This is a genomic window from Agrobacterium sp. D14, assembly GCF_001526505.1.
GTDB classification, from domain to species: Bacteria; Pseudomonadota; Alphaproteobacteria; order Rhizobiales; family Rhizobiaceae; genus Agrobacterium; species Agrobacterium leguminum.
Map to the genome: position 1 here is coordinate 147,136 of NZ_ASXX01000021.1, position 25,881 is coordinate 173,016.

Below are 25,881 nucleotides of genomic sequence, written 5' to 3' on the forward strand. Positions count from 1 at the left end.
GCTCCTTAGCCGCGACCGACGAAAGGCATGCCGCTCGCCATCACCGTCATGGTCAGCACATTCGCCTCGAGCGGCAGCGAGGCCATATGCACCACGGCCCGGGCGACGATGCTGGCATCGATGGTCGGTTCGACGGCGGTGCTGCCATCCGCCTGCAGCACGCCGGTCGCCATGGCGCGCGTCATTTCGGTGCTGGCATTGCCGATATCGATCTGCCCGCAGGCGATGTTGAATGCCCTGCCATCCAGCGCGGCCGACTTGGTAAGGCCGGTAATCGCGTGTTTGGTCGCGGTATAGGGCGCCGAACGCGGCCGCGGCGTGGTGGCCGAAATCGAGCCGTTATTGATGATGCGCCCGCCCTGCGGCGATTGCGCCTTCATCTGGCGAAACGCCGCCTGCGTGCAGAGGAAGGCGCCAGTGAGGTTGGCCCCGACCACCGCGTTCCAGGTTTCGAACGGCACATCTTCGATATGGACGGCCGGTGCCGACATGCCGGCATTATTGACCAGAAGGTCGAGACGGCCGAAACGTCCGGTGACCTCCGCAAACAGCCGTTCGACATCGGCCAGAACGGAAATATCGGCCGCGACGGCCAGAACACGGTCTCGATGTTCGCGCCATTCGCCGACGGCGGCGTCCAGAACCTCACGCCGCCGCCCGGTGATCGAGACGCTGTAACCATCTTCCAGAAGGGCCTCGGCAATCGCCTTGCCGACTCCTGTTCCTCCGCCCGTGACGAGCGCGATCTTTCCATCACTCATGCTGCTTTCCCTTCCAGCTCATCTTCCACATGCGCCTGAATGATTTCGGCAAACGACGTTTCCGCCCGGAAGCCGAGCGACATAGCCAGTTGCGGATCGTAATCCTCGGCCCAGCCGTCGACGATCCGGATGATACGCTCGTCGGGGACGCGCTTGATGAGCGCCACAGCCTTTTCCCCGGCAAAGGCGCGCAGGGCCTCGATTTCATCGGCCACCGTGGCAGAAAGTCCCGGCATAATGAGATTGCGGCGAACGCCAAGCCCGGAGAGATCAACACTCGCGGCGCGCAGCAGGAAGGCGACGGCCGAGCGCGGGCTGGCGAACCAATGGCGCACGGTATCGGCAACGGGCAGCACCGCCTCCTGGCCCACCAGCGGTTCGCGCAGAATATTGGAGAAGAAGCCGGAGGCAGCCGCATTCGGCTTGCCGGGGCGGATGCAGATGGTGGGCAGGCGGATGCTGACGCCATCGAAGAAACCGCGACGGCTATAATCCGCAAGCAACAGTTCCACGATCGCCTTCTGCGTGCCGTAGCTGGTCAGCGGCGCCGGCAGGAACTGGTCGCCGATCACCTCGGGGAATGGCGACCCGAAAACCGCGAGCGACGAGCAGAAAACCACACGCGGCCGGTATCCATCCTTCTGATGCTCCAGACGAATGGCCTCGAACAGCGAACGCCCGCCATCGAGATTGATGCGATAGCCTTTCTCGAAATCGGCCTCCGCCTCGCCCGAAACCACAGCGGCGAGGTTGAAGATCACATCCGGTCGCCTGGCGATCAGCTTTTCGGCGACGCCGGCATTCGACAGATCGCTACGCTCGACGGTCAGTGTGCCGCCAAAGCCTTTCGGCGCGGCCGGTTCGAAAACATCCGTCAGGGTCATTTCGATGATCTTCGCACCGCCAAGCGCTCCGTCAGAAGCGAGACGTTGCGTCAATTTGCGGCCGATCATTCCTGCGGCACCGATTATCAGAATATGCATGTTTCACCTTTGTTTGGCCGGCTGCGCCGGCTCGATTGATCGTCAGTCGTCATCACCCTGAAACACCACCTCGCGACGGCGCATGATCGCCGGCATCGCCATCATGATAACGACCATGCCGGACAAGGCGAGCAGGGTGGCGCTGATCGGATGGGTGACGAATGTCGAGAAACTTCCCTGCGAAATCAGCAGCCCAAGACGCATGTTCTGCTCCAGAAGCGGACCGAGAACGAAGCCCAGCACCAGCGGTGCCGGCTCGCAGCCGATCTTGCGCAGGAAGAAGCCGACAATGCCGAAGACCGCGCAGAACAGAACGTCGACGACACTGTAGGACAGGCCATAGGCCCCGATGGCGCAGAACATCAAAATGGCGGGGCACAAGAAGCGATAGGGAATGCCGAGAAGGCGAACCCAGATGCCGATGAGCGGCAAGTTCAGCACCAGAAGCAGCAGATTGCCCACCCACATGCTGGCGATCAGCCCCCAGAAGAGATCGGGCCGCGATTGCATGACTTCCGGTCCCGGTGTGATGCCCTGGATCATCATCGCCCCGACCATCAGCGCCATCAGTCCATTGGCGGGAATACCGAGCGTCAGAAGCGGGATGAAGGAGGTCTGCGCGCCGGCATTATTGGCGCTTTCCGGCCCCGCCAGCCCTTCGATTGCGCCCTTGCCGAAACGGGATGGATCCTTGGCGATCTTGCGCTCCAGCGCATAACTCGCGAAAGAACTCATGATCGCACCACCGCCTGGCAGCACGCCGAGGAAAGAACCGAGCGCCGTGCCGCGCAGCACGGCCGGAAAGGCCTGTTTGAAATCCTGTCGGGTCGGCATCAGCGATCCGGTCTTTGCCGCACCCGCATCGCGCTCCACGCCCTGCTGCAGGTTGAAGAGAATTTCGCTGACGCCGAGAAGCCCGATGGCGAGAACGACGAAATCGATGCCGTCAAACAATTCCGCCATGCCGAAGGTGAAACGCTGCTCGCCCGATGTCGGATCGATGCCGACGAGGCTGAGCGCGATACCGAAGGCGACCATGCCGACCGCCTTGACCGGCGATCCGCTCGACAGGAACACGGCAAACAGCAGCCCGAAGATCACCAGACTGAAATAATCGGCCGGGCCGAAGGCAAGCGCAATGGCTGAAAGCGGCTTTGCGACAACGACGATCAGAACGGTCGCCACCGTGCCGGCAAAAAACGACCCAAGCGCCGCCGTGGCCAGCGCCACACCCGCCCTGCCCTGCCGGGCCATGGCATATCCATCGATGCAGGTGACGACGGATGAGGACTCGCCCGGCAGATTGACGAGGATCGCCGTGGTCGAGCCGCCATATTGCGCACCGTAGAAAATGCCCGCGAGCATGATCAGCGCCGCCGTATCCGGCATGGTGTAGGTAATGGGAAGAAGCAGCGCGACGGTGGCGGAAGGGCCGATGCCCGGCAGGATGCCGATCATCGTGCCGAGCGTGACACCCAGCAGGCAATAGAAAAGATTGACGGGTGTGACGGCCACGCCGAAACCGAGAACGATATTGGAAAGAAGATCGGTCATGGCAGCAACGGTATCCTCTGTCCGAGGCCCACAACGAAAATGAGGATGCAGGCGAGGATGAGCACGGCGGAAAGCAGCAGAACCTCAACCGGCCGGATCCTGCCATAAGCGATGCAGGCGAGCACGATCAGCACGAAGGCCGCCGCGATAAAGCCCAATGGCTCGATCAGCAGCGCAAAACCGGCAATGCCGGCCACCGCCAGAAACGGGCGCATTTTCGGCGCCACCCAGGCTTCGGACGGTGTCTTTCCCAGCAGATCCTGCAAAAGCAGCGCGATACCCAGTGCAAACATCAATGCCGCGATGACCGTCGGCATATAGCCGGGCCCGGGCTGGAAATTAGTGCCCATGCTCAGCGGCCGCGCGCCATAATAAAGCCCGGCGGCGGCCACCAGAAAGAAAGCCCCGGATAGAATATTCGCCGTCAGTTTCGAGCCGTGTTCGGCCATGATTATCTCCCCTCCACATTGAGAAATACGCCGCGCCTCCCGACACGGCGTATTCAGATGTCGAAACGCTGGCTCAATCGGCCCAGACACATCCTTTCGAGCGCATCATTTCATAGCGATCCTCGATATCCATCTTGCCCTGCCGGTGCAGTTCCATCATGTGGTTCTCGTGGTCGTCGCGCTCCCGGCAGGCCTTGACGAGTTTCGGGATATCGCTCTCGCGAACGACGACAACGCCGTCATCATCGCCGCAGACGATATCGCCGGGGCTGATCAGTTCACCGCCGACCACGACCGGATGGTTGATGGTGCCGAGCGTGTCCTTGGAGGTGCCCTTCATGCAAAGCCCGAGCGAGAACACCGGGAAACCGATCTCGCGCAGACCCTTGCCATCACGCACGGCGGCGCTGACCACGAAGCCGACAATGCCCTTGCCGATGCAGGCGGCAGCCAGCACATCACCAAAGCCGCCCTGATTGGGATTGTCGCCGCCATCGATGACCAGCACATCGCCGGGCTTTGCCAGATTGATGGCCTCGAAGATCATCAGATTATCGCCAATATGGCATTTCGCGGTGATTGCGGGGCCGCAGATTTTCAGGCCGGGCTTGATCGGCTTGATGCGATAATCGAGAGCGCCGAGCTTGCCCTGCGCCTCGTGAATGGTGGCGGGGCTGAATTTGCTGATCTCCTCGATATCGGCTCTGGAAGGGCGCTGGAAATTGCGGATGACATGGGCCATTGGCCGGATTCCTTTCAACAGTGGGTCATGCCTGGGCCAAACGCGGCCCAAGCGTCAATTTTCATTGGGGATGAGAGAAGCGGTCGGTACCGGCCGCTTATTTTGTCCAGGGCTTGCTTTTCCAAAGCTCCGCCAGACTGGCGTTGCCCTTCTTGAGCGCCTCGGCAAATTCGGCCTGTGTCAGTGGCAGCATCGTCAGTTCGCGCTTTTTGGCATCGGCAAGATAATCCGGATCCTTCAGCGCCTTCTGGAAAGCATCGACCAGCCTGGCCTCCACATCCGCGGGCAAGCCCTTCGGCGCACCGAAGCCCGCCAGCAGGCTGAACTGCACATTGTAGCCGGCTTCCTTGAAGGTCGGCACATCAGGCGAAAGCGGCGAACGCTCGGCACCGGAGGTCGCGAGCACACGCAGCGCGCCGGAACGATTGTCGGCAAAGACCTCGTTGAGGTTCATGAAACCGAGCGTGACGTGGTTGCCCAGCATGGCGAGCCGTGCCGGCCCGCCGCCATTGAAGGGCACGAAATTGAGCTTCACACCCGCCGCCTCTTCAAACAGCAGGGCGGTGATCTGGCTCGGATGACCGATGCCCGTCACGCCGACGACGACCGGGTTACCCTTGGCCGCCTCCACGAATTCCTTGGCGGTCTTGATCGGCGACACCTTGTTGACCGTCAGCGCCAGATCTCCGCCGATCTGGTTTGCGAGCGGCGTGAAGGCGTCTTCCTTGTAGCTGGCATTGCCCTGCACGATCGGCGAATACATTGACGGGAAATTCAGCGCACCGATGGTGTAACCGTCAGGTTTCGCATTGGCGATATAGGTCGCGCCGATCAACCCGCCGGCACCTTCGCGGTTTTCCACCACGACCGATGTGCCGAGATATTTTTCAAGATAGGGCACCAGCGCCCGCGACTGGATATCGGTGCCGCCACCGGCCGGATAACCGATGACGAGCGTTACCGGCCGCTCCGGATATTCCGCCGCCGCCCCTCCCGCAGCCAGCATTCCCGCCGCCGCCAGCATGCCAAACAGAGATGTCTTCAAACGCATATCTTTTCCTCCCCGATACGCTTTCACCGGGGAGGCTAGGAAGAAGCCATCAACAACACAAATACCGAGTTTTCAATTTACCCATACAGATCGTTTATGGGTTAAATGCCGGCTCGCGTCTTGCGACAGCCCGCAAAAGGTCGCGGAACAGCCTGAACGTTCGCTCATCCACCTCCCTGCCCTTCAGCAGGTGGATGGAGCGATAAATGACGGGCTCAGTAATATGGGCGGCCTGAAGCTGACCGGCTTCCTGTTCCTGCTGCACCGAATTCCATGACAGGATCGTCGCACCGATGCCGGCGCTGACGGCGCGTTTGATCGTATCCTGCCCGTCGATCTCCATGGTCACGTTCAGTGTTATTCCGGCACGGGCAGCGGCCTCGTCGATCGATATGCGCAGTGGATTGTCCTTCGGCGGCAGGATCAGGTTGAGCCCTGCCGCAGCCTCAAGCGGCATCGACCGGCCGATAGGCCTTGAAGAAACGGCAAACAGGCTCTCCTTGACGATAAGATCGTCGGCCTTGTCCTCCGCACCGACCAGCGCAACGGCCATATCCACCTTGCCGAGACGGATGAGCCGCAGGGATTCGTCATTGCGCGCCTCTATCAGCCGCAATGAGACCTTGGGCATCGAAGCGGCAACCTCGCTGATAATGCTCGGCGCAAAGGCGGTCGCCCAGGAGGGAATGAGGCTCAGCCGGATCACCCGCTCATCCAGATAGGCCATGGCCCGGATTTCCGCCTCCGCCTGCCGCACCTTCTCGGTAATCTCCCGCGCATGGGAAAGCAGGACTTCACCCTTTTCCGTCGCCTTCACCCCGCGCGCCAGCCGGTGCAGCACGGGAAAACCCACCAGCCGCTCCAGTTCCGTAATGTGATGGCTGAGCGCCGGCTGGGCGATCCCCAATTGCCGCGCCGCCGCCGACATGGAGCCGCAATCGGCAATCGCGACCAGATATCGCAGCCTGCGCAAATCCAACATGCCCGCTTAAACCTCCCGCCGGTTCGAGATGCGATCATGACACCAAATCACCGCAGGGGCCTAGGGGAAAAGCGCCGTCCGGTGGTCCTGCCTGTCTTCAAGAGAGTGATGGGGTAAGACAAGATTCTTATGACAGCCGGCTAAGGCTTTTCTCCGCTTCTTCCCCATGACACGGTTTGGGCTGTGATGGGGAGCGGGATGAATCCTAAGACCGGAATTTTGCTCAAGCTGACGGCCATGCTGGCATTCACAGTCATGTCCGCCTGCGTGAAGGGCCTGAACGGGGCGATCCCCGTCGGCGAAGTCGTCTTCTGCCGGGGATTTTTTGCCCTCATTCCCCTCTGTCTCTGGTTCATCGCCTCCTCGGAGCGGATAACCGTACCGGCCGCGAAGAACATCGGCAGCCTGCTTGCGGGCAGCTCGGCCGGGCTTGGCGGCATGTTCTTCGGCTTTCTCGCCCTCGCCTATCTGCCGCTGGTGAATGTGACGGTGCTGAGCTACACGACACCGCTTTTCACCATCATGCTGGCGGCGCTGCTGCTTGGCGAAAAAGTGCGGATATATCGCTGGTCCGCCGTGCTGACCGGTTTCATCGGCGTTTTCATCACGCTCTCGCCGAAACTGATCTTCGATGCCGCCTCAGGCCCCGCCCAAATCGACAGGGTCGCGATGATCGGAACCGCACTGGCGCTGACCGGTGCGCTTTGCGCGGCCTTTTCCTCCATCGCCGTCCGCCATCTGAACAGCATTGAAAAGCCGTCGCGCATCGTGCTCATCTATACGCTGACGGGTGTGGTGGCCGGCCTCGCCACGCTCGGATTTGGATGGAAGATGCCGGATTTTCACCAGTTCCTGCTGCTCGCTGGCGGCGGCCTTGCCGGCGGCATCGGCCAGATCGCCATGACGCTCAGCCTGCGCCACGCCCAGGCCTCGCTGCTTGCGCCGTTCGATTACACCACGATGATATGGGCAATCGCCCTCGGTTATCTCTTCATGGCCGAAGTGCCGACGGGTGCAACCATCGTTGGCGCCTTGACTGTCATCGCCGCCGGCCTTTTTGCGATGTGGCGCGAAAACCGGCTGGCGAAACAGGCCGTCAGGGAGCCGACAGCGTCAGCTGTTCCGTAACACGCTTTTTGTGCAGCCGCCTTTCCCGCCACAGCGTGAACAAACCGGCGGCAACCACGATAGAAGCCCCCAGAATGGTCGTCAGGGCCGGAACCTGATCCATGAAGGCATAACCGATCAACAGCGCCCAGATCATCGTCGTATAGTCGAACGGCGCCAGCAGCGAGGCCTCGGCATAACGCAGGCTGAGCGTCACCAGTATCTGCGCGGTTCCGCCAATGAGACCGGTGCCGATCAGCAGGGTCCATTGCCACGCCGTCGGCATTTTCCAGCCCATACCGATGCTGGCAAAGCCGATGACGGTGGTGAGCAGGGTGAAATAGAAGATGATTGCGCCGGTATTTTCCGTCTGCGTCAAATGCCGGATCTGGATCATCGATATGGCGGAGAAAAAAGCAGCCGCCAGACCGAACAGGCCGCCGAGCATGGCGACGCCGGAGCCGGAAGCGAAATCCGAAACATCGAAGGAAAAATGCGGCGACAGGATCAGCACGATGCCGCAGAGCCCGACGACCACCGCCGTCCAGCGGTAAATCCTGACGACTTCCTTCAAAAGCAACACCGCCAGAATGACGGTGAAGAGCGGTGTCGCATAACTGATGGCCGTTGCGTCGGCCAGCGGAATATAGGCGAGCGCCAGATAGCTGAAGACCATGCCGCCGGTGCCGGAAAAACTCCGCACCAGATGGCCGCCAATATGGCTGGTTGCCACCTGCCTTCGGAAACCGCCCTGCGCCGCCATCCACAGACAGAGCGGCAGCATGGCCACAGCCGATCTGAAGAAGACCACCTGCCCGATGGGTATCTCGCCCCTGAGGCTGCTGATGCAGGCGCCCATCAGCACCAGAGCGAGCGCTGCGGAGATTTTGAGGAGAATGCCTTTGCGGGAATCCATGGTTCGTTCCTTCGGAGTCTTTGAACCGTTTCACCACGCGGCGGCGGGATATCAAACCGGAAAGCAATGTCCATAGGAACTTCGTCTGACCCCATCAATCCCGCCCCCATGGTAGCTATTGCTGATGGACAGGGTGCGGATTCCGCTCCGCTCACCTGCCGCCGTGGGGACAAAAAAGACGTTGGAAACCAATATGGATCTGGAAAAGATCAAGAAACTGATCGAGTTCGTCGGCTCTTCGCGAGTATCCGAATTGACCGTGAGCCAGGAGGGAACCACGGTCCGGATCATCCGCGAAAACAATGCCGTTTCACCGCAGGCGTCATCGTCGCAGCCCCGGCCCGTTGCGGTAGCCGAAACGGCATCCGAGACACCCCGCGCCGAAGAGCAGGCGCCGGCATCCGCCGCAGCCGCACCGGCGTCATCCGGCATCGTCGTGGCACCGTCATTCGGCCTTTTCCATCGCGCCCCGAGCCCGGGTGCGGCGCCTTTCGCCGAAGCCGGCGACGAGGTGAAGGAAGGACAGGAACTCTTCATCATCGAGGCGATGAAAGTGTTCAACACCGTGAGGGCCGAACGAAGCGGCAGGATCGCCAGATTTATCGCCAATGACGGCGAAGACGTTGAACTTGGACAGCCGGTGCTGGAGTTCGAATGATGGATGCGACACTCCCAAAGGTGGCTGAGCCAAGAGCATTCGACAACGTCCTGATCGCCAATCGCGGCGAGATCGCATTGCGGGTGCAGCGCGCCTGCCGTGAACTCGGTCTGAAGACCGTCATGATCTATTCGGAAGCCGATAAGGATGCCGACTATCTGAAGGCGGCCGATACCGCCATCTGCATCGGCCCGGCCTCTCCCGCCCAGAGCTACCTCAACGCGCCGGCCATACTGCTTGCGATGGAGCTGACCGGCGCTGGCGCAGTTCACCCCGGCTATGGTTTTCTATCCGAAAGAGCATCCTTTTCGGAAGCCGTGGAAGCGGCGGGAGCGGTCTTCATTGGCCCGCGCGCCGACGCCATCCGCACCATGGGTGACAAGATCGCGGCGAAGCGGGCAATGATGGAGGCCGGTGTGCCCTGCGTTCCCGGACCCGATTCCGCCCTGCCGGATGACATGGCCGAAGTCTCGAAAATCGCCGCTGAAATCGGTTATCCCGTCATTGTCAAGGCGGCCGGCGGCGGCGGCGGGCGCGGCATGCGTGTCGTGCACGATGCCTCCGCCCTTCAGGATGCAGTTCTCGTCACGCGGGAGGAGGCAAGCCGGGCCTTCGGAACGCCGGAACTCTATATCGAAAAATTCCTCGAACATCCGCGCCATGTCGAAATTCAGGTTCTCTGCGATGGTCAGGGTAACGGAGTCTGGGTGGGCCTGCGCGATTGTTCCATGCAGCGCCGCCACCAGAAGGTCGTCGAAGAAGGCCCGGCCATCGGCATCCCACCCGATGTCGCGGCTTTCGTCGGCAATCGCTGCGTCGAAGCCTGCCGCCAGATCGGTTATCGCGGCGTCGGCACCTTCGAATTTCTTTACGAGAACGGCGAATTTTATTTCATCGAGATGAATACCCGCCTGCAGGTCGAACATCCGGTTACGGAAATGACCTCGGGCGTGGATCTGGTGCGCCAGCAGCTTCTCGTCGCTCTTGGCCATCCGCTCGAGATTTCGCAGGAGGATACCGTCTGCGAGGGCCATTCGATCGAATGCCGCATCAATGCCGAAGACCCCTATAGCTTCATTCCCTGCCCCGGCCTGATCACGGCTCTGCACCTGCCGGGCGGCCCCGGCGTCCGGGTCGATACCCATGTGACGGCGGGTTATCGGGTTTCGGCCCATTACGATTCGCTGATCGCCAAGCTCATCGTCCATGCGCCGACCCGCGAGCAGGCGATCCTGCGCATGCGGCGCGCACTTGGCGAAATGCGCATCGAAGGCGTTTCCACCAACCTACCGCTGCACCGGGAAATATTGCAGGACCCGGCCTTTTCCGAAGGCGGCACGGATATTCATTACCTCGAGCATTGGCTTGCAGCGCGGAGTGCAAAGTGAAGCGACAGCCTGTTTCCATATCCCGCTACAGCGAGCCCGGCACGATTGCCGATCTTGCCGCTCACCTCGAGCGCAATAACATCTCCGCCATTGAAATAGAGACGCCGGATGGATCATTGAAGATCGTCGCCATGGCAGGCGGTCAGGCCCCTGCCGCACAGCGGCCCATCGAAGCGGCCAAAGTGCCGGTAAAGGCGGGCGATATTCTTGCCCGTGCACCGATGGCCGGCATCTTCACGCCCGCGCATCCGCAGCGCCCCGACCGGGCGGTTCGGGCAGGACAATCCGTAGCGAAAGGCGAGATCGTCGCATTCGTCGCGGCCGGACCCGTGCTTGTTCCGGTCATCGCCGAAAAAGCCGGCACCGTCAGCGAAATCGTGACGGAAGCCGGCACGCTTGTCGGCTATGGCTCCACCCTTCTCAAGACCGAAACATGATGGTGACGTCGATGAGCAATCTCCCGCTAAAAACGCCCCACCTCACCCCCGCCCATCTGGGCCTGCCGAAAATCTCGATGATCGGCAACAAAACGTTTCTGATCGAAGCGCCCGGCGAGTTGGACCTGCCCGCCCAGCGGCGCATCTGGGCGCTGACGCGCGCATTGAAGGACCGCCCCGAGGTGCTGGAACTCATACCCGGCATGACCAACCTGCTGATCGTGCTACGCAGCACGCCTGAAGATGCCGGGCGTTTGCAGGACGAGCTTCTCGACATCTGGCAAAGGACGGCGGAACTCGACCTTCTCGGCAAGACCATCGAGGTGCCGACGACCTATGGCGGCGAGCACGCCATCGACCTTGCTGCGATCTGCGATTATTCCGGCCTGCCGGACAAAGAAGTCGTGCGCCTGCATTTCGAGCGGACCTATACGGTTTTCGCCGTCGGCAGCGCGCCGGGCTTCGGTTATCTCGGCGGCCTCGACCCACGCATTTTCATGCCACGAAAGAAAGTCCCGTCGCTTCGCATGTTGAAGGGCATGGTGACGATCGGCGGCATGCAATCCGGCATCTCGGTTCTGACCGGGCCGAATGGCTGGAACTCGCTGGGCTTCACCGAAATCACCATGTTCGACGCCACCGCCGAACAGCCGGCGGTGCTGGCGCCCGGTGACCGCGTTCGTTTCCTTCCTGAAAGGATCGAACTATGATCCATATTCTTGCCTGCGGTCCGCTGAACACCGTGCAGGACCTCGGCCGCGCGGGTTACCGCAATATCGGCATCACCGCCACGGGCGCGATGGATCCAATCGCGCTCAGGATCGGTAATATTCTCGTCGGCAACGGCGAGGGTGCCGCGGCGATTGAAATCCAGACCTTTCCTTTCCGCATTGAATTCGAAGAGGCACTGACCTTCTCCGTAACCGGTGCGGATTGCGCTGCCCGGCTCAATGGTGCCGATCTGCCGCCCTATTGGTGCGTTAGAGCCGAGAAGGGGCAAACCCTTGAGCTTTCGACGCCCATGAAAAATGCGCGCGCCTATCTCTGCCTTCAGGGCGGCATAGACGTCCCCGTGGTCATGGGATCACGAAGCACCTCGCTTCGCGGCTCCTTCGGCGGCCATGAGGGACGCCACCTCACCGCCGGCGACAGGCTGTCCGTTCTGCCATCCGCACCACTGGCGCTGCCGGCAAGCGGCCTCGGTGTCATGCCGCTTGCCGAGGCGATGCCGGACATGTTTCCGGTATCTGACAAGGGCGAATTGCTGCTGAGAGCCATTCCCGCCGCCGAACACGATCTTTTTGGCGAAGGTGCGGAACGTTTCTGGTCCGAAGCCTGGAAAATCACCTCGCAGAGCGACCGCACCGGCTACCGGCTTGCCGGCACGCCACTTATGCTTTCGGCTCCCGTCGAGTTGCGCTCCTATGGCGTCATTCCGGGCGTGGTTCAGGTGCCGCCGGGCGGCGAGCCGATCATCCAGATGAGCGACGCCAACACGGCCGGCGGTTATCCCAAGATGGCGGGCATTATCGACAGCGATCTGTGGCGGCTCGGACAGGCGCGCATCGGCAGTCGCATCCGCTTCGTGCAGGCAACGGTGCGCGAGGCGCTGGAAGTCGAACAGGCAATCGACGCCTATTTCGCGGGTATCCGCAAAACCCTGCCGCTGGTCACCGCCGCACTCGGCACGCTCACAAAACGATAATCCTGAAAAACACGGAGAGGGAACCATGAAGATCGATGTTAATTCCGATATGGGCGAAGGTTTCGGCGTCTATAAGGTCTGCGACGACGAGAAGCTTATGGAAGTCGTCTCTTCGGCGAATATCGCCTGCGGCTTCCATGCCGGCGATCCGGAAATGATGGCGCGCATGGTGCGTCTCGCCAAACGAAACGGCGTCGGCATCGGCGCCCATCCGGGCCTTGCCGACCGTCTCGGCTTCGGCCGCCGCGAAATTCCCGTCGATGCGGAAGAAATGGAACAGCAGGTTCTCTACCAGCTCGGCGCGCTCTCGGCGATTGCCAGGGCGCAGGAGGTTACGCTCTCCCATATCAGTTTCCATGCCGCCATGGGCAACATGATCAACCGCGATGCGGCGCTTGCGGAGCGGATCATGAAAAAGATCAAAGCGGTCGAACCCAATCTCATCGTCTTTTCGATGCCAGACATGCTGATCGAAAAGGCGGCTCTGGATTGCGGGCTGAAAGTACTCAACCTCTTTCTCGCCGACCGGGCCTATGATGTGAAGGGCCAGCTCGTGCCACGCAAGCTGCCCAATTCCGTCATCAAGGAAGAGGGAAAAGTTCGCGCACGCGTGCGCCAGTTTCTGGAAAAAGGCACGGTCACGACCATCGAGGGCGAGACCATCACCGTTCGCGCCAGATCGATCCTCGTTCATAGCGATACGCCCGGCTCGCTGGAGCTTGCGCGCACGGTGCGCAGCGAAGTGGAAGCCTGCGGCGGCAGCGTCGTGCCGGCTCGCGAAGTCGTCGCCTGAAGCGGCATACGCCTCATATCCTGAAGCACAAAAAGTACGACACCGCATTCCATGTCAGGAGCGCGGTGCCGTAATTTTGTCGGCTATGGAATACAGCGCGGATTTCGATCCGTCGACAGCCGGGTCGCCTAAGCGACCCGGCCGCGAAATCATCAATTCAGCTGGATCACGTGATTGCTATCGCTCGTCCAGCTCAGTCTCACCCGGTCGCCAGCGGCGCTGACGGCATTGGTGAAACCTTCCGTCTGGGTCTGCCGGTAGGCGATCATCGGTTCGCCATTGTCCAGACGCAGGTAATAATGCAGCATGAAACCGCGATAGACGACCTGCTCTACCCGCGCCGTGGTGGAATTGCTGGCGTTTTCACCTGCGTCCACCGCAAGCGGTGAGACCGAAATCGCTTCGGGGCGAACGGTGACGACGACCTTGTCGCCCTGAACCGCCCCCATATCCTCGACATCGAGCCGCACACCGGAACCGGTGACCAGCCTTGCGGAGCGACCATTGCGCTCCGCCACGCTTGCCTCGAAGAAGTTCGAGGCGCCGATGAAACCCGCGACAAAGCGGGTCAGCGGCTTCTGGTAGATTTCGCCGGCCGGTGCAATCTGCTCGAGATTGCCATCCCGCATCACGGCAATCTGGTCCGCCATGGTCAGGGCCTCGTCCTGATCGTGGGTCACCATGATGGTGGTGAGCCCTAGCCGCTGCTGCAGGCTGCGGATCTCGACCTGCATGCTTTCTCTCAGGCCCTTGTCGAGTGCGCCGAGCGGCTCGTCGAGAAGCAGCATCGACGGTTCGATCACCAGCGCGCGCGCCAGCGCCACACGCTGCTGCTGACCGCCGGAAAGCTGCACCGGCAGCCGGTCGCCGAAGGCGTGCAGCTGAACGAGATCGAGCGCCTGTTTCACGCGCCCTTCACGGTCGGCCTTCGAGATGCCCCGCATCTCCAGACCGAAGGCGACGTTTTCGGCAACGGTCATATGAGGAAACAGGGCGTAGTTCTGGAAAAGCATGCCAACATTGCGGCGGTGAACCGGGGTGCGCGTGGTCGGCTTGCCGCCGACCACGATTTCACCCGAGGTGGGATCGACAAGCCCCGCAATCATGCGCAGGCAAGTCGTTTTCCCGCAGCCGCTCGGGCCGAGAAGCGCCAGGATTTCCCCTGCCTTGACGGTAAGCGAAACATCATCGACGGCAACGACCTGACCGCTGTAATGCTTGGTCAGTCTTTCCAGGCGGACTTCTACGGATTTCATCAGCGTTCCTCAGCCGTTAAAGGTCTGGTTGTATTTTTCGAGCCACTGGGCGCGGCGCGGGATGATGTATTTCCAGTCCGGCGTGAAGAGGTTGAGCGATTCCATCTTCGCTTCCGGGTAGGCGAGGAACTTCGCCGTATCTGCGCCGAACTCGATGCCCTTGACGGAGGGGGCGCTCAGCGTCGCTTCCGAAAGCATCTTCTGCACACCGGGATCGAGGATGCGGTTGATATAGGCAAGCGCGAGATCGCGGTGCGGCCCGCCCTTTACCAGCGCGATGGAATTGATGCCGGTGAATGCGCCTTCCTTCGGGAAGGTCATATCCAGCGGCACACCCTTCTTGGTGTGCGGATAAACCGCCTTGGAATATTCGATGCCGCCGAAATCCGCCTGGCCCTGCGCCACCATCATCGTCTGCGCTTCCGCGTCGTATATCGAGAGCACGTTCGGCTTCAGCTCGGCGAGTTTCGCCCAGCCGGCATCGGTATCATATTGCGCTTCTTTCAGCGGCTTGCCGGTCGCAAGAGCGGCCGCTACCATCAGCATCAGAACGCTCTGGGTGTTCTTCGGTGTGTTGAGAAGCATGCGGCGGGCATATTTCTTGTCGAACATCTGTTCGTAGCTTTCGAACGGCTTGCCCGTCGTCGGATTGTAGAACAGGCCGGCAATCGAGATTGCAAAACCGACCCCGAAATTGTCTTCGAAAAGATAGCGCGAATAGACGTTCTTGAGGTTGGGGATTTCGTCCGCCGGCAATTGCTCGATCAGGCCTTCCTCCTTGGCCTGCGGAACGCCGACATCGTCCATCGACATCACGCTATATTGCGGATTTTCGCGGGTGGCGCGCAGCGTGGCGATGTTGGCGAGCGTTGCGCCTTCGGTCGTCAGCACCCGGCACTTATATTCCTTTTCGAAAGCCGGGATCACTTCCTTCTTAATCAGCCCGCCCTGCGCCGAATTATAGACGCCGACATACATGGTGCGGTCCTGTGCGGAAGCCGCGGTGTAGAAATAGGGTGTGGCGAGCGCGCCCGCGGTGACTGTCAGGAAACTGCGCCGTTTCATGATGATGGTCTTGTCTGTCATTTCCGGTACCCCTCTTGTTGTTGATTTACATAGCCATTGCCCGGCGCAGACCCACCAGCCTGTCGAGGACGAGCACGACGGTCACCGCCAGAAGAATGATGATGGTGGACATGGTCGCGACCGAAGGATCGAAGACCGTGCCGATCTGGCGATAGAGAACGATGGGCACGGGCAGGTTCGCGGAATCCGCCAGCCACATCGAAACGGGATAATTGTCGAAAGAAACCATGAAGCAGAATATCGAGCCGGAGGCGACGCCGGGCGCGATCTGCGGAAAGATCACCCGCGTGAAGGTTTTCCAGCGGGTGGCGCCAAGCGTGCGCGCCGCCTCCTCGAGGCTGACATTGACGAGCTGAAGGCTGGTCAGCACCGTGCGGATCACATAGGGCGACGTCACGACGGTGTGGGCGATCAGAAGCTTCAGCTTGGTATCCATCCAGCCATAACCGGAGAAAAGCTGCAGCAATGCCAGGCCGGTCACCAGCACGGGAAAGATCAGCGGCGACAGCAGCAGCCCTTTCATCAGCGAACGGCCGATGAATTTTCCACGGGAGAGTGCGAAGGCTGCCGGAACGCCGAGCGCCAGTGAAAGAATGGTGGTCGCCACCGCAAGTGCTGCACTGAAGGTGAGGCCGGCGGTAAATTCCTCATTCTGCATTACCGCCGCATACCAGCGGAACGTGAAACCCTGCGGTGGGAAGGTGACGAAATAACTGTCGGAAAACGAGATGGCGACAACGAGAACGATGGGGGCCAGGATAAAGACCATCATGGCGGCGGTGATCGCGTAGAGACGATGGCGGAAGTGCCGGTCAGCTTGTTGTTCATGACGCGCTTGCCTTGATACGACGCCCGCCGAGCAGCCTCATCGAGACGGCGTTGATCAGAATGACGATGAAAACGAGGATGGTGGCGATGGTGGCGCCGAACGGCCAGTCATAGACCGCGAGAACCTGCTGTTCGACCATGTTACCGAGCATCTGCGAGCCGGGACCGCCGATCAAAGCCGGAATGACGTAGGACGCCGAGGCCAGAGAGAAGACCAGCGTGAAACCCGCGACCAGACCGGGAAGGCTGAGCGGGAAGGTGATCCGCAGGAACACTTTCCATGTCGGCGCGCCCAAAGTTCTGGCGGCCTGTTGCAAATTCGGATCGATCTTTCCGAGAGCCGAGGACAGCGGCAGCACCATCATCGGGAAGAAAATGTGCAGGGAGCCGATAACCACGGCGGCATCCGAAAACAGCAGCGTCATCGGACTGTCTATGATGCCCAGATTCATCAGCACGTAGTTCAAAAGGCCGGTCGGACCGTTGCCGAGAATGAGCTGCCAGCCGTAAGCACGTACCACCACGCTAACGGCAAGCGGCGCAATCACGATCAACGTGATGATACGGGTCGTGACGATATTGCCGCGCACGAGAACGGTCGCGACCGGATAGGCCAGTATCGCCGCAAGAGCCGAGGTGATCAGGCTGATGCGGATCGTCGCCCAAAGCACCTTCTGGTAAAGATCGACCTCGAAAAACCTGACATAATGGGCAAGCGTGAAGGGGGAGCCGATCAGCCCCTGCGAATTCTGGGTCATGACGCTGAAGCTCATCAGCCGAACCGCCGGCCAGAAGAAAAAGATCAGCAGAAAGATCAGCAGCGGCAGGATGAGGATGCCGGGCGAAAACAGCCGACGCTCGAGGGCTTTCCAGCCGGAAACTCCACGGCGTGGCGGGGCATGTGGTTCCATGATCGCAATATCCGACATCTATACTCCCGTCGCGTTGAATACGGCACGAGGCATCGCTTTGAGTCGAACGAGATCGTCCAGACCCTATGACTAGAATTTGCTGGGTGTGCTCCCTGTCGAGGCATCCGGTCTTTTGCCGGCGCCTGTCGCATATTTCTGCATTTTCGCGCCGGTTACCTCTCTGGGTAACATTGCCCGACGCGTCGTTCCCTTGTTGTTACGCCAAGCTTAGGGGCTAAGCCGACGGGCTGCATAATATTTTATTCCTCTGAGGTCATCGCATACGCATATGGACTGCCCACCCCATTTTGACGGCGATGCATCAAAATCCCGTATGACCTCACATCGAAGTCGTATTGGGGAAACGGCGGAAAATTCCCGTAACCTCTTTGTCATGCACTGGCGTCGCGACGATGCCTGCCTTCACCGTTACAATCGGAAATAATCCATGCCCACCATCGCCCAACGCCTTAACAACGTCACCGTGTCAGCTTCGCTCGCCATGACCCAGAAAGCGCGCGATCTCGCCGCTCAGGGCATCAAGGTCATCAGCCTGTCATCCGGCGAGCCGGATTTCCCGACGCCTGCCCACGCGGTTGAGGCGGCGCATGCGGCGGCCCTTGCCGGCGACACGAAATATCCGCCAGCCGACGGAACGCCTGCGCTACGGGCCGCGATCCAGCGGAAGTTCAAACGCGACAATAATCTCGATTACGATCCGAGCCAGATCCTGGTGGCGGGCGGCGGCAAGCAGATCATCTTCAACGCCATCATGGCCACCTGCGACCCGGGCGATGAGGTCGTCATTCCCGCGCCGTCGTGGATCAGCTATGCCGATATCGTGAAGTTCGCGGGCGCCGTGCCCGTGCCGGTGGTTTGCCCGGAAAATAACGGTTTCCGTCTGCGCGCCGAAGATCTCGAAGCCGCCATTACCCCGAAGACCAAGTGGCTGCTTTTCAACTTCCCCAACAACCCCACGGGCGCCGCCTGCTCCCGCGCGGAAATGAAGGAAATCGCCGAGGTCATGCTGCGGCATCCGCATGTCTGGATCATGACCGACGACATGTATGAGCACCTGATCTATGACGACTTCGAATTCTGCACCATCGCCGAGGTCGAGCCACGCCTCTATGATCGTGTCCTGACCGTCAACGGCGCATCGAAAGCCTATGCCATGACCGGCTGGCGTCTCGGCTTCTGCGGCGGCCCGAAGGATCTCATCAAGGCCATCAGCAACGTCAATACCCAGAACAGCGGCGGTGTCGCAACCATCGTGCAGGCTGCCGCCGTCGCGGTTCTCGACGGCCCGCAGGATCTGCTGAAGGAGCGCGCCGATATCTACAAGACGCGCCGCGACTTCGTGCTCGGCAAGCTTTCGGAAATCGAGGGGCTCCGCTGCCACAAGCCCGAAGGCGCCTTCTATATCTTCCCGAACATTGCCGCGCTGATCGGCAAGACGACGAAGGGCGGCACGAAGATCGAAAACGATACCGATTTCGTCATGGCGCTTCTCGCCGAACATCACGTTGCGACAGTGCAGGGCGCGGCCTATGGCCTGAGCCCCTTCTTCCGGCTTTCCTATGCCACCAGCATGGAGAACCTTGCCGAAGGCTGCGCCCGCATCGCCGAATTCTGCAATGGAATGAAATAGGGAGAACAGCATGTTGGGAGGAAGTGGCCGTGTCATCATGGTTTCCGGCGCATCGCGGGGCCTTGGCCTTGCGATCGCCAAAAGGCTTCACGAAGCCGGTTTCACCGTCGCGGCGGGAGCGAGAAATCCGGCCGCCGTTGCGGTGAAGGATCGGCTTTCGGCCGATCGCTACGATGCGGAAGAGGCGGGTTCGGCGGAGGCCTGGGTTGAGGCCGTTGCCGCCAGATATGGCCGGATCGACGGGCTGGTGAATTGCGCCGGCATCAACCCCAAAGTCCGGGTCATGGATGCGGGTGAAGAAAGCCTCGACCAGATGTGGCGCATCAACGTCAAGGGTCCGCTGAGGGTAACCCGCGCCGCCATTCCTCATCTCGTAAAAACCGGACAGGGCAGGGTCATCAATGTCGCTTCGCTGGCGGGACGCCGTGTGGGGTCGAATGTGGGTTATGCCATGACGAAATTCGCCGTCGTCGCCCTCACCCACGGCATCCGGCAGGAATTGTGGGACAGCGGTGTGCGCGCCACCGCGCTTTGCCCCGGCTATATCGCAACCGATATGACCGTTGGCGAAACGGAAGTCAGCCGCGAGGACATGACCCAGCCGGAAGATCTCGCCGAAATGGTGGAAACCCTGCTCCGCCTGCCGAACAACCTTTCGGTGGCCGAATTGCTGGTGAACTGCCGCAAGGAAGCCATGCTTTGATCTTTTCCACGCCCGGCACCGGGAAAGGGTGCTGCGCGTGGCTTTAGAACCGGCCTGACCCTTTTATTTCAGGGTCTCCGCCAGTTGCAGCAATATTTCCTTCACGGCAAGCGCCGGCTCGGAGAGCGGTGTATTGTCCGATACGCAGAAGGACAGCGTTTCCTCAATCATCGGGCTGGCGATCTGCCTCACGACGATGTCCTCGTTGGATTCCGCGACGATACGGTCGGCGATGGCCTTGGGCGTTATGGTCGCGCCAAGCCCGGCATCCACGCCGCGCGCGATGGTCCTTACCGATTCCAGCTCCGCCATCACGATCAGATCCTTGCGGCTGCGGGTGAAGGCGAGATTGATGGCGCGGCGCACGAAATTATAGGTCGGCGGCAGAAGGAAGGGCAAAAACGCCAGATCGGCGACTGTGATCGGCGCATCGCCCGGTTCCACGCCGAAGCTGCGATGCACGACCAGAACGAATTCCTCACGCAACAGCGGCGTGAACTTGACACCCCGGATCGGCCCGACGCCGTGGATCAAACCCATTTCCAGACGGCCGTTCATGATCATCTGGCTATAGGGCTGGCTGACGCTTTCCGTGATGTGCAGCAGAATGCCGGGATGAAGCCGCTTGGTTTCCTCCATCAGACGCAGCGAAAGCGTGGCGGCGCTGCTGAAGGGCGCAAGGCCCACGGATACCTTGCCGGAAAGCACAGCGCCCGCTTCCAGAGCCTCCGCCTGCGCCTGCTCCATCTGCCGCAAAATGACCTGCGCATGCCTATAGACAACCTTGCCGGCATCGGTCATGACCACGCCCTGCTGGCTTCGGGTCAGCAGTTTCTGGCGGAAATGCTCCTCGATGCTTGCCAGTTGCTGGCTGAGCGCCGGCTGGGCAATATGCAGCACATCGGCCGCTCTGGTTATGCTACCCATGTCGACAATCGTGATAAACGATTTCAGGCGCCTGATATCCATCTGCTGTTGATCATCCCATTACTTGCTTGCAGGAAATAAGATGCTCAATTTGCAGACAAAGTCCATCTTCCATTTCCCCGCCGTGCCCATCGGCGCTGATGGACACGGCCGCTCAGGGCGTCCAGTCAGGCCGCCTTCAGAGACCCCCGATGGACACCTGTTCCCTGACCGAGTTCGAACTGGCCGAGCAGCCGGTTCAGTGCATCGACCTCCGTTGCCAGCGTGTGGCTTGCGGCGGTCATCTCCTCGACCATCGCGGCATTTTTCTGCGTGTCCTGATCCATCTGGTTGACGGCGACGTTGATCTGCTGGAGGCCGGATGACTGTTCCTGCGCGGATTCCACGATCGCGGCGACGTGCTGGTTGATCTCCTGCACTTCGGCAACGATGACATCGAGCGCCTTGCCGGTATCGCCGACAAGATGCACGCCCTCTTCGACCTGCTGGTTCGACTTGGTGATCAGCGACTTGATTTCCTTCGCCGCGGCGGCGGAGCGTTGGGCAAGCTCCCGCACTTCCTGCGCCACCACGGCAAAACCCTTGCCCGCCTCACCGGCACGCGCCGCTTCCACCCCGGCATTCAGCGCCAGCAAATTCGTCTGGAAGGCGATCTCATCGATCACGCCGATAATGTTGGAAATTTCGTTCGACGATTTCTCGATCCGCTCCATCGCCATCACGGCCTGACGCACGACCTCACCCGACCGTTCCGCGCCGATGCGCGTGCGGGAAACCAGCCGGCCCGCCTCATGCGCACGGTTCGCAGCATCTTTTACCGTTGTCGTAATCTCTTCAAGGGCGGCAGCGGTTTCTTCAACGGCCGCCGCCTGCTGCTCCGTTCGCCGCGCCAGATCATCGGACGCTGCCTTGATTTCATTGGCGCCGGCGTCGATGCCGGAGGCATTTTCCGATACCCGCAGAAGCGCGTCCTGCAATTTCCCGGCCGAGCCGTTGAAATCGCCACGCACCGCATCGAGCTGCTCGACAAAGGGATTGTCGATACGGCAGGACAGGTCGCCGTCAGCGAGCTTCGCCAGCGCATAAGCCAGGCTGTCGACGGCAAAGCGGATGCTGCCCGCCTCATCGACGGCCCTACGCTCCCGGGCCGCACGCTCTTCTTCGCCAAGCGTGCGGTTGCTCTCGGCCTCCTGTTCCAGTGAGGCCTTCTGCCGATTGTTTTCGCGCAGAACATCGAGAGAGCGGGCAAGATCGCCGATTTCGTCCCTTGTCCCGATATCCTTCAGTGTCAGATGAAGATTTCCCTGTGCAATCTGGGCGGTCTCATCGATGATGTTTGCGATGCGCCCGATGAACCGCCGCGCGATGAACCATCCCGCCAGGGCCAGCAACACGGTGGCCGTCACAATGGTCAAAGCGGCGTCACGCATCATGGCATGCAGCTGCGCAAACACCGTTTCTTCCGGCACCGAGATGATTGCGTACCATTTCATGTCCTGGGTAAGCATGACGGGCAAGGCGATGGCGAAGGACGCCGTTCCATCCTGCGCGGTGATCTCGCGCTCAGCACCGGGATTTGCAATCAGCTGGTCCCAGCCGTCGGTCTGCGCACCGCCATCCGCAAGGCTTTTTCCCATGATCGCCGCATCCGGATGACTGATGATCTTGCCGCCGCCGCTGACGAGACTGACGAAACCCGTTCCCATGGGCCGCACCGCCGAAAGCGCCTTGCTTGTTTCATCGAGCGACAGGTCGAGGCCGGCGACCCCCTGGGGCTTGCCATCGACCATAACCGGCTTGGCGATCGAGGTGATCAGGACTTCCTTGCCGTCGATTGCATAGGAATAGGGCTCGACGACGACCGTTTTCTTCAGGGTGAAGGGCAATTGATAATAATCACCCGGGCCTGCGGTGGCATAGTCAGTCAAAGCGGTATTGCTTATTTTGCCCCCGCTGCGCACCCAATAGGGTATGTACCGGCCGGTCGCATCATGCCCTTCCCTGTTGGCGAAATCCGCGTCCTTGCCGTCAAACGCATTTGGCTCCCATCCGGTCCAGAGACCGAGCACATCGGGGTTGTTTGCCAGCATGTGGTGAATGATCTGATCGGCCTTACCCCGGTCGGCATCGCCTGACTGTTTCATCGATTCCAGAACCGAGGCGAGGCTGTTGACGATATGGATCGTGCCGCCGATATTCTTTTCGGTCGCCAGGGCTTCGCTATGGGCGATCTGCCGCATACGCTCGAGATTGTTGGCCCTGGTATCCTCAATGGACCGATAAAACAGCATGGCCGAGGCCGCGATCGTCGCAAAGACGCCGCATGCGGCGACCGCAAAAATATTCCGACCCGTTGTCGATTTAAAAAGCATGTCCCATCCCCCAAAACTATGCTGCAACGGTGGCGAGAGTTACGGGTGCGTGCGCAACTGTTGGCGACCGGGCTGGAGGGTGAGCTTAAGAAGTTATGTTTAAAATTTACTTTCAATTCTATTTTTCAAGCGTCATAAACAAACATCAATACTTTATAAAGTTGAAATATTAAAGTATATACAAACTATTGCGCGATATCCTTGCCCCCTGCACAGATACTTTCTCTCTGCGCAGGGGCTCTGATTGATGCGGGCGCGCGATTGCGCCCTGCAGAAACCGGAGACTATTGCGGTAGCCGCAAAGCGCTCCAGAAGCCACGCAACTGTGCGGTCAATTCTGCATAGAGACCGTAGCGCCGCCCATAGTGCGAGACTTGCGCAGCATCGGGCCGGTAAGCATTCGCAACCCGTGTCATCGCCGCAACCGCCTCCTCATAATCAGGATAAAGCCCAATCGCCACGGCCGCGCCAATGGCCGCGCCGAGCGCGCCCGTCTCGCGGGCTTCCGCGACACGCAGAGGAATTTCCAGAACATCCGCCATGATCTGCGGCCAATGCTGGCTACGGGAACCGCCGCCGGACATCACGGCGCTTTCCACCGGCAGTCCCGCTTCACGCAGGACGCCGATATGGCGGCGATGTTCGAAACACACCCCTTCGAACAGGGCCCGCAACATATGGCCTTCGCCGTGCCATCCCGCGAGGCCGTAAAAGCCACCGCGAAACTCCGCACCCAGCCGCGAGCCGAAAATGAACGGATGGAAGAACGGATCGTCGGCGCGCGGTGAGACGGAGCCGACCAATTCGTTGCAGCGCTCGAAGGCGTGGTCGCCATGGTCGCCGCGAACACGGTGCACGTACCATTCGAGGTTGGCGGCGGAGGTGGCGCTGGATTCGATATTGACATAGCGGTCACGGCCGAAGGTGGTGACCATGAAGACATCGGCGCTGATGACCGGCTTCTCCGCGAAAACCTGATTGATGCTCCAGGTGCCGGCGATGATGGAAGCTTCCCCGGCATTGATGACCCCCGACCCCATGGCGCTGGAGACCACATCGAAGAAACCGCCGATGACGGGTGTGCCTTCGGACAGCCCCGTCATAGCCGCAGCCTCGCCCGTCACCTGGCCGACGATGTCAGCCGATTCCACGCGACGGGGGAAAAACGCGAACGCGTCCTCAAGATCGTAAAGTGATAGAAGCTCCCGGTCGAGCCGCGCTTCCGGCAAGGCAAGCAGCCCCGCGCCGCTGAGATCGGAAATATCATTGGCAAGGCGCCCCGTCAGGCGGAAATTGACGAAATCCTTGCAGAACAGGACCGTACCGGTCCGGGCATAGAGATCGGGTGCATGTCGCTTCACCCAAGCGAGAAGGCTGGGTGTTTGCGCAGGCCATGGCCGCTGCAGGCAACGGGCCTGCAATTGCGCTCCGCTTTTCCGGTCAAGCTCAGCCGCCACATCGGCAGCGCGGCTGTCGAGCGACTGAATGCCGATCAGGGGCTGCCGGTCCTTGTCCAGAAGATAAAGGCCATTGCCGTGGCCGGCGCAGCCCACGGCCAGAATGCTGCGGGGATCAACGGACGATTTCACCAGAAGCTGGCGGATCGCCTCGCAGCCGTTCCGCCATAATTCTTCGAGATCGCGCTCGACGTAGCCAGGCTGCGGAAATGTCGACTGTCCGTCGATTGCGTGTTGCGCAACCTGCCGGCCTTCCGTGTCGAACAGCACGGCCTTGATGACCGTGTTGCCAACATCGAGACCCAATATGTAATTTTTGTCAGCCACGATTATAGATATCCCATGCTTCCTCGCCACCCGCACCCTGATGGATGATGGCCATCAACGCCGCAACGACGGCCTTGGGATTGTCGTGCTGGTAAATATTGCGCCCGTAAACCATCCCGTTCGCACCTTCGGCCACCAGAGCCGCCGATTTCGTAAGCACGTTACGCAAGTCCTCACGCCCCCCGCCCCGCACCAGCACCGGGCACCGCGCGGCCTCGATTACCTTGTGAAAATCGCGCGGATCGCTGGTTGGATCGGCCTTGATGATATCGGCTCCCATTTCCGAGGCAAGACGCACCAGCGTGACGATCTTTTCGGCGTCGCCATCCACCTGATAACCGCCGCGCACATCATTCGGCAGCATCACCAGCGGCTCGATCATCAGCGGCATACCGAAACGATGGCAATCTGCCCGCACACGGCTGATGTTTTCGACGCATTGACGAAACAGCTCCGGCTCATCCGGCAGCATGAACAGGTTCACGACGACGCAGGCGGCGTCCATTTCCAGCGCACCGATGATCGGGTCCTGATGGTTCTGGAGCTGCGACCACATGGTTCTGTGGCGCGTGGAATTGTAAGGGTTACCCATGTCGATACGCATGACGAGGGCCGGCTTGTCGCGCTCCGGCCTCTGCTGCAGCAGATCCGCCTGCCCATAGGCCATCTGGATGGCATCGGGACCGGCCTCGACCAGCCTGTCCACGGTCTGCGCCATATCCTCCAGCCCGATGAGGAAGCTCGGCTCGTTGCAAACCCCGTGATCGATGGCCACATCCAGGCAGCCGCCATTGCGGAACAGCCGGTTCATGCGCGCCTTTTTCGAAATCCGCATCA

General features: G+C 60.6%; 25 protein-coding genes. 9 read left to right on the forward strand and 16 right to left on the reverse strand.

What is annotated here, in order from left to right; all coding sequences use genetic code 11:
• Positions 1-5 precede the first annotated feature (5 nt).
• From L901_RS14515 to L901_RS14545, 7 genes are all read right to left on the reverse strand, one after another.
• On the reverse strand, positions 6-761 hold the full coding sequence (locus L901_RS14515; RefSeq protein WP_059757922.1) for an SDR family oxidoreductase: 756 nt from the start codon (positions 759-761) through the stop codon (positions 6-8).
• On the reverse strand, positions 758-1,744 hold the full coding sequence (denD, locus tag L901_RS14520) for a D-erythronate dehydrogenase (RefSeq protein ID WP_059757925.1): 987 nt from the start codon (positions 1,742-1,744) through the stop codon (positions 758-760). The genes L901_RS14515 and denD overlap by 4 nt, the downstream gene beginning before the upstream one ends.
• 42 nt (positions 1,745-1,786) lie before the next feature.
• On the reverse strand, positions 1,787-3,298 hold the full coding sequence (locus L901_RS14525; RefSeq protein WP_059757928.1) for a tripartite tricarboxylate transporter permease: 1,512 nt from the start codon (positions 3,296-3,298) through the stop codon (positions 1,787-1,789).
• Positions 3,295-3,747: a tripartite tricarboxylate transporter TctB family protein gene (locus tag L901_RS14530; RefSeq protein ID WP_003519679.1), complete on the reverse strand. Its 453-nt coding sequence runs from the start codon at positions 3,745-3,747 to the stop codon at positions 3,295-3,297. The genes L901_RS14525 and L901_RS14530 overlap by 4 nt, the downstream gene beginning before the upstream one ends.
• Before the next feature lie 73 nt (positions 3,748-3,820).
• Positions 3,821-4,489: a 4-carboxy-4-hydroxy-2-oxoadipate aldolase/oxaloacetate decarboxylase gene (locus L901_RS14535; RefSeq protein WP_059757931.1), complete on the reverse strand. Its 669-nt coding sequence runs from the start codon at positions 4,487-4,489 to the stop codon at positions 3,821-3,823.
• Positions 4,490-4,586: 97 nt separating this feature from the next.
• Entirely contained in the window at positions 4,587-5,540 is a 954-nt protein-coding gene (locus L901_RS14540; protein ID WP_059757942.1) for a tripartite tricarboxylate transporter substrate binding protein, read from the reverse strand.
• A gap of 94 nt (positions 5,541-5,634) precedes the next feature.
• Positions 5,635-6,522 carry a LysR family transcriptional regulator gene (locus L901_RS14545; protein WP_059757945.1) on the reverse strand — a complete coding sequence of 296 codons (888 nt, stop codon included), beginning with the start codon at positions 6,520-6,522 and terminating at the stop codon, positions 5,635-5,637.
• Between the two features lie 198 nt (positions 6,523-6,720).
• Between L901_RS14545 and L901_RS14550 the strand changes: the two genes are divergently transcribed.
• A complete protein-coding gene (locus L901_RS14550) occupies positions 6,721-7,650 on the forward strand; it encodes a DMT family transporter (protein WP_059757948.1) in 930 nt (309 codons plus the stop codon).
• Here the strand turns inward: L901_RS14550 and L901_RS14555 are convergent.
• On the reverse strand, positions 7,619-8,545 hold the full coding sequence (locus tag L901_RS14555; RefSeq protein WP_059757951.1) for a DMT family transporter: 927 nt from the start codon (positions 8,543-8,545) through the stop codon (positions 7,619-7,621). The genes L901_RS14550 and L901_RS14555 overlap by 32 nt on opposite strands.
• 193 nt (positions 8,546-8,738) lie before the next feature.
• Here L901_RS14555 and accB point away from each other — a divergent pair, with 193 nt between their 5' ends.
• The 6 genes from accB to L901_RS14585 are packed head-to-tail and all read left to right on the forward strand — an operon-like array spanning position 8,739 to position 13,526.
• Positions 8,739-9,203 carry an acetyl-CoA carboxylase biotin carboxyl carrier protein gene (gene accB, locus L901_RS14560; RefSeq protein WP_059757953.1) on the forward strand — a complete coding sequence of 155 codons (465 nt, stop codon included), beginning with the start codon at positions 8,739-8,741 and terminating at the stop codon, positions 9,201-9,203.
• Positions 9,200-10,591, forward strand: coding sequence for an acetyl-CoA carboxylase biotin carboxylase subunit (gene accC, locus L901_RS14565; RefSeq protein WP_059757954.1), 1,392 nt, complete (start codon positions 9,200-9,202; stop codon positions 10,589-10,591). Before accB ends, accC begins: the two co-directional genes overlap by 4 nt.
• Complete coding sequence (locus L901_RS14570) at positions 10,588-11,028, forward strand: biotin/lipoyl-containing protein (protein WP_059757956.1); 441 nt, start codon at positions 10,588-10,590, stop codon at positions 11,026-11,028. Before accC ends, L901_RS14570 begins: the two co-directional genes overlap by 4 nt.
• Entirely contained in the window at positions 11,025-11,738 is a 714-nt protein-coding gene (pxpB, locus tag L901_RS14575) for a 5-oxoprolinase subunit PxpB (protein WP_035264918.1), read from the forward strand. Before L901_RS14570 ends, pxpB begins: the two co-directional genes overlap by 4 nt.
• The gene (locus L901_RS14580; RefSeq protein WP_059757959.1) at positions 11,735-12,733 is read left to right on the forward strand and encodes a biotin-dependent carboxyltransferase family protein; all 999 of its coding nucleotides are present in this window, start codon (positions 11,735-11,737) and stop codon (positions 12,731-12,733) included. Before pxpB ends, L901_RS14580 begins: the two co-directional genes overlap by 4 nt.
• A 25-nt stretch (positions 12,734-12,758) precedes the next feature.
• On the forward strand, positions 12,759-13,526 hold the full coding sequence (locus L901_RS14585; RefSeq protein WP_059757962.1) for a 5-oxoprolinase subunit PxpA: 768 nt from the start codon (positions 12,759-12,761) through the stop codon (positions 13,524-13,526).
• Positions 13,527-13,678: 152 nt separating this feature from the next.
• Here L901_RS14585 and L901_RS14590 read toward each other — a convergent pair whose 3' ends face one another.
• The 4 genes from L901_RS14590 to L901_RS14605 are packed head-to-tail and all read right to left on the reverse strand — an operon-like array spanning position 13,679 to position 17,607.
• On the reverse strand, positions 13,679-14,782 hold the full coding sequence (locus L901_RS14590) for an ABC transporter ATP-binding protein (protein WP_035225084.1): 1,104 nt from the start codon (positions 14,780-14,782) through the stop codon (positions 13,679-13,681).
• Between the two features lie 9 nt (positions 14,783-14,791).
• The gene (locus L901_RS14595; protein ID WP_059757965.1) at positions 14,792-15,868 is read right to left on the reverse strand and encodes an ABC transporter substrate-binding protein; all 1,077 of its coding nucleotides are present in this window, start codon (positions 15,866-15,868) and stop codon (positions 14,792-14,794) included.
• Between the two features lie 25 nt (positions 15,869-15,893).
• Positions 15,894-16,640 (reverse strand): ABC transporter permease, encoded by a 747-nt coding sequence (locus L901_RS14600; protein WP_245289650.1) that lies wholly within the window; start codon positions 16,638-16,640, stop codon positions 15,894-15,896.
• 52 nt (positions 16,641-16,692) lie between these two features.
• Positions 16,693-17,607, reverse strand: coding sequence for an ABC transporter permease (locus L901_RS14605; protein WP_245289651.1), 915 nt, complete (start codon positions 17,605-17,607; stop codon positions 16,693-16,695).
• 448 nt (positions 17,608-18,055) lie between these two features.
• On the opposite strand from L901_RS14605, the gene L901_RS14610 reads away from it, so the two are divergent.
• Both L901_RS14610 and L901_RS14615 read left to right on the forward strand, forming a co-directional pair.
• Positions 18,056-19,258 carry a pyridoxal phosphate-dependent aminotransferase gene (locus L901_RS14610; protein ID WP_035225097.1) on the forward strand — a complete coding sequence of 401 codons (1,203 nt, stop codon included), beginning with the start codon at positions 18,056-18,058 and terminating at the stop codon, positions 19,256-19,258.
• A gap of 10 nt (positions 19,259-19,268) precedes the next feature.
• On the forward strand, positions 19,269-19,961 hold the full coding sequence (locus L901_RS14615; RefSeq protein WP_059757970.1) for an SDR family NAD(P)-dependent oxidoreductase: 693 nt from the start codon (positions 19,269-19,271) through the stop codon (positions 19,959-19,961).
• A gap of 63 nt (positions 19,962-20,024) precedes the next feature.
• On the opposite strand, the gene L901_RS14620 is transcribed toward L901_RS14615, so the two are convergent.
• The 4 genes from L901_RS14620 to L901_RS14635 form a co-directional block, all read right to left on the reverse strand.
• Positions 20,025-20,930 (reverse strand): LysR substrate-binding domain-containing protein, encoded by a 906-nt coding sequence (locus L901_RS14620; RefSeq protein WP_059757973.1) that lies wholly within the window; start codon positions 20,928-20,930, stop codon positions 20,025-20,027.
• Positions 20,931-21,055: 125 nt separating this feature from the next.
• Complete coding sequence (locus L901_RS14625; protein WP_059757975.1) at positions 21,056-23,260, reverse strand: methyl-accepting chemotaxis protein; 2,205 nt, start codon at positions 23,258-23,260, stop codon at positions 21,056-21,058.
• A 284-nt stretch (positions 23,261-23,544) separates the two neighbouring features.
• Positions 23,545-25,044 carry an FGGY-family carbohydrate kinase gene (locus L901_RS14630; RefSeq protein ID WP_059757980.1) on the reverse strand — a complete coding sequence of 500 codons (1,500 nt, stop codon included), beginning with the start codon at positions 25,042-25,044 and terminating at the stop codon, positions 23,545-23,547.
• A complete protein-coding gene (locus tag L901_RS14635; protein WP_059758132.1) occupies positions 25,037-25,879 on the reverse strand; it encodes a class I fructose-bisphosphate aldolase in 843 nt (280 codons plus the stop codon). The genes L901_RS14630 and L901_RS14635 overlap by 8 nt, the downstream gene beginning before the upstream one ends.
• Positions 25,880-25,881: the final 2 nt, after the last annotated feature.

Bases quoted from the DNA above. Each gene is read 5' to 3' on its own strand.
- accC (WP_059757954.1), top strand. From the start codon at position 9,200: ATGATGGATGCGACACTCCCAAAGGTGGCTGAGCCAAGAGCATTCGAC.
- L901_RS14540 (WP_059757942.1), bottom strand. From the start codon at position 5,540: ATGCGTTTGAAGACATCTCTGTTTGGCATGCTGGCGGCGGCGGGAATG.
- L901_RS14515 (WP_059757922.1), bottom strand. From the start codon at position 761: ATGAGTGATGGAAAGATCGCGCTCGTCACGGGCGGAGGAACAGGAGTC.
- L901_RS14605 (WP_245289651.1), bottom strand. From the start codon at position 17,607: ATGGAACCACATGCCCCGCCACGCCGTGGAGTTTCCGGCTGGAAAGCC.
- accB (WP_059757953.1), top strand. From the start codon at position 8,739: ATGGATCTGGAAAAGATCAAGAAACTGATCGAGTTCGTCGGCTCTTCG.
- L901_RS14635 (WP_059758132.1), bottom strand. From the start codon at position 25,879: ATGCGGATTTCGAAAAAGGCGCGCATGAACCGGCTGTTCCGCAATGGC.
- L901_RS14530 (WP_003519679.1), bottom strand. From the start codon at position 3,747: ATGGCCGAACACGGCTCGAAACTGACGGCGAATATTCTATCCGGGGCT.
- L901_RS14580 (WP_059757959.1), top strand. From the start codon at position 11,735: ATGATCCATATTCTTGCCTGCGGTCCGCTGAACACCGTGCAGGACCTC.
- L901_RS14550 (WP_059757948.1), top strand. From the start codon at position 6,721: ATGAATCCTAAGACCGGAATTTTGCTCAAGCTGACGGCCATGCTGGCA.
- L901_RS14535 (WP_059757931.1), bottom strand. From the start codon at position 4,489: ATGGCCCATGTCATCCGCAATTTCCAGCGCCCTTCCAGAGCCGATATC.
- L901_RS14615 (WP_059757970.1), top strand. From the start codon at position 19,269: ATGTTGGGAGGAAGTGGCCGTGTCATCATGGTTTCCGGCGCATCGCGG.
- denD (WP_059757925.1), bottom strand. From the start codon at position 1,744: ATGCATATTCTGATAATCGGTGCCGCAGGAATGATCGGCCGCAAATTG.
- L901_RS14555 (WP_059757951.1), bottom strand. From the start codon at position 8,545: ATGGATTCCCGCAAAGGCATTCTCCTCAAAATCTCCGCAGCGCTCGCT.
- L901_RS14600 (WP_245289650.1), bottom strand. From the start codon at position 16,640: ATGATGGTCTTTATCCTGGCCCCCATCGTTCTCGTTGTCGCCATCTCG.
- L901_RS14585 (WP_059757962.1), top strand. From the start codon at position 12,759: ATGAAGATCGATGTTAATTCCGATATGGGCGAAGGTTTCGGCGTCTAT.
- L901_RS14625 (WP_059757975.1), bottom strand. From the start codon at position 23,260: ATGCTTTTTAAATCGACAACGGGTCGGAATATTTTTGCGGTCGCCGCA.
- L901_RS14525 (WP_059757928.1), bottom strand. From the start codon at position 3,298: ATGACCGATCTTCTTTCCAATATCGTTCTCGGTTTCGGCGTGGCCGTC.
- pxpB (WP_035264918.1), top strand. From the start codon at position 11,025: ATGATGGTGACGTCGATGAGCAATCTCCCGCTAAAAACGCCCCACCTC.
- L901_RS14620 (WP_059757973.1), bottom strand. From the start codon at position 20,930: ATGGATATCAGGCGCCTGAAATCGTTTATCACGATTGTCGACATGGGT.
- L901_RS14595 (WP_059757965.1), bottom strand. From the start codon at position 15,868: ATGACAGACAAGACCATCATCATGAAACGGCGCAGTTTCCTGACAGTC.
- L901_RS14545 (WP_059757945.1), bottom strand. From the start codon at position 6,522: ATGTTGGATTTGCGCAGGCTGCGATATCTGGTCGCGATTGCCGATTGC.
- L901_RS14590 (WP_035225084.1), bottom strand. From the start codon at position 14,782: ATGAAATCCGTAGAAGTCCGCCTGGAAAGACTGACCAAGCATTACAGC.
- L901_RS14610 (WP_035225097.1), top strand. From the start codon at position 18,056: ATGCCCACCATCGCCCAACGCCTTAACAACGTCACCGTGTCAGCTTCG.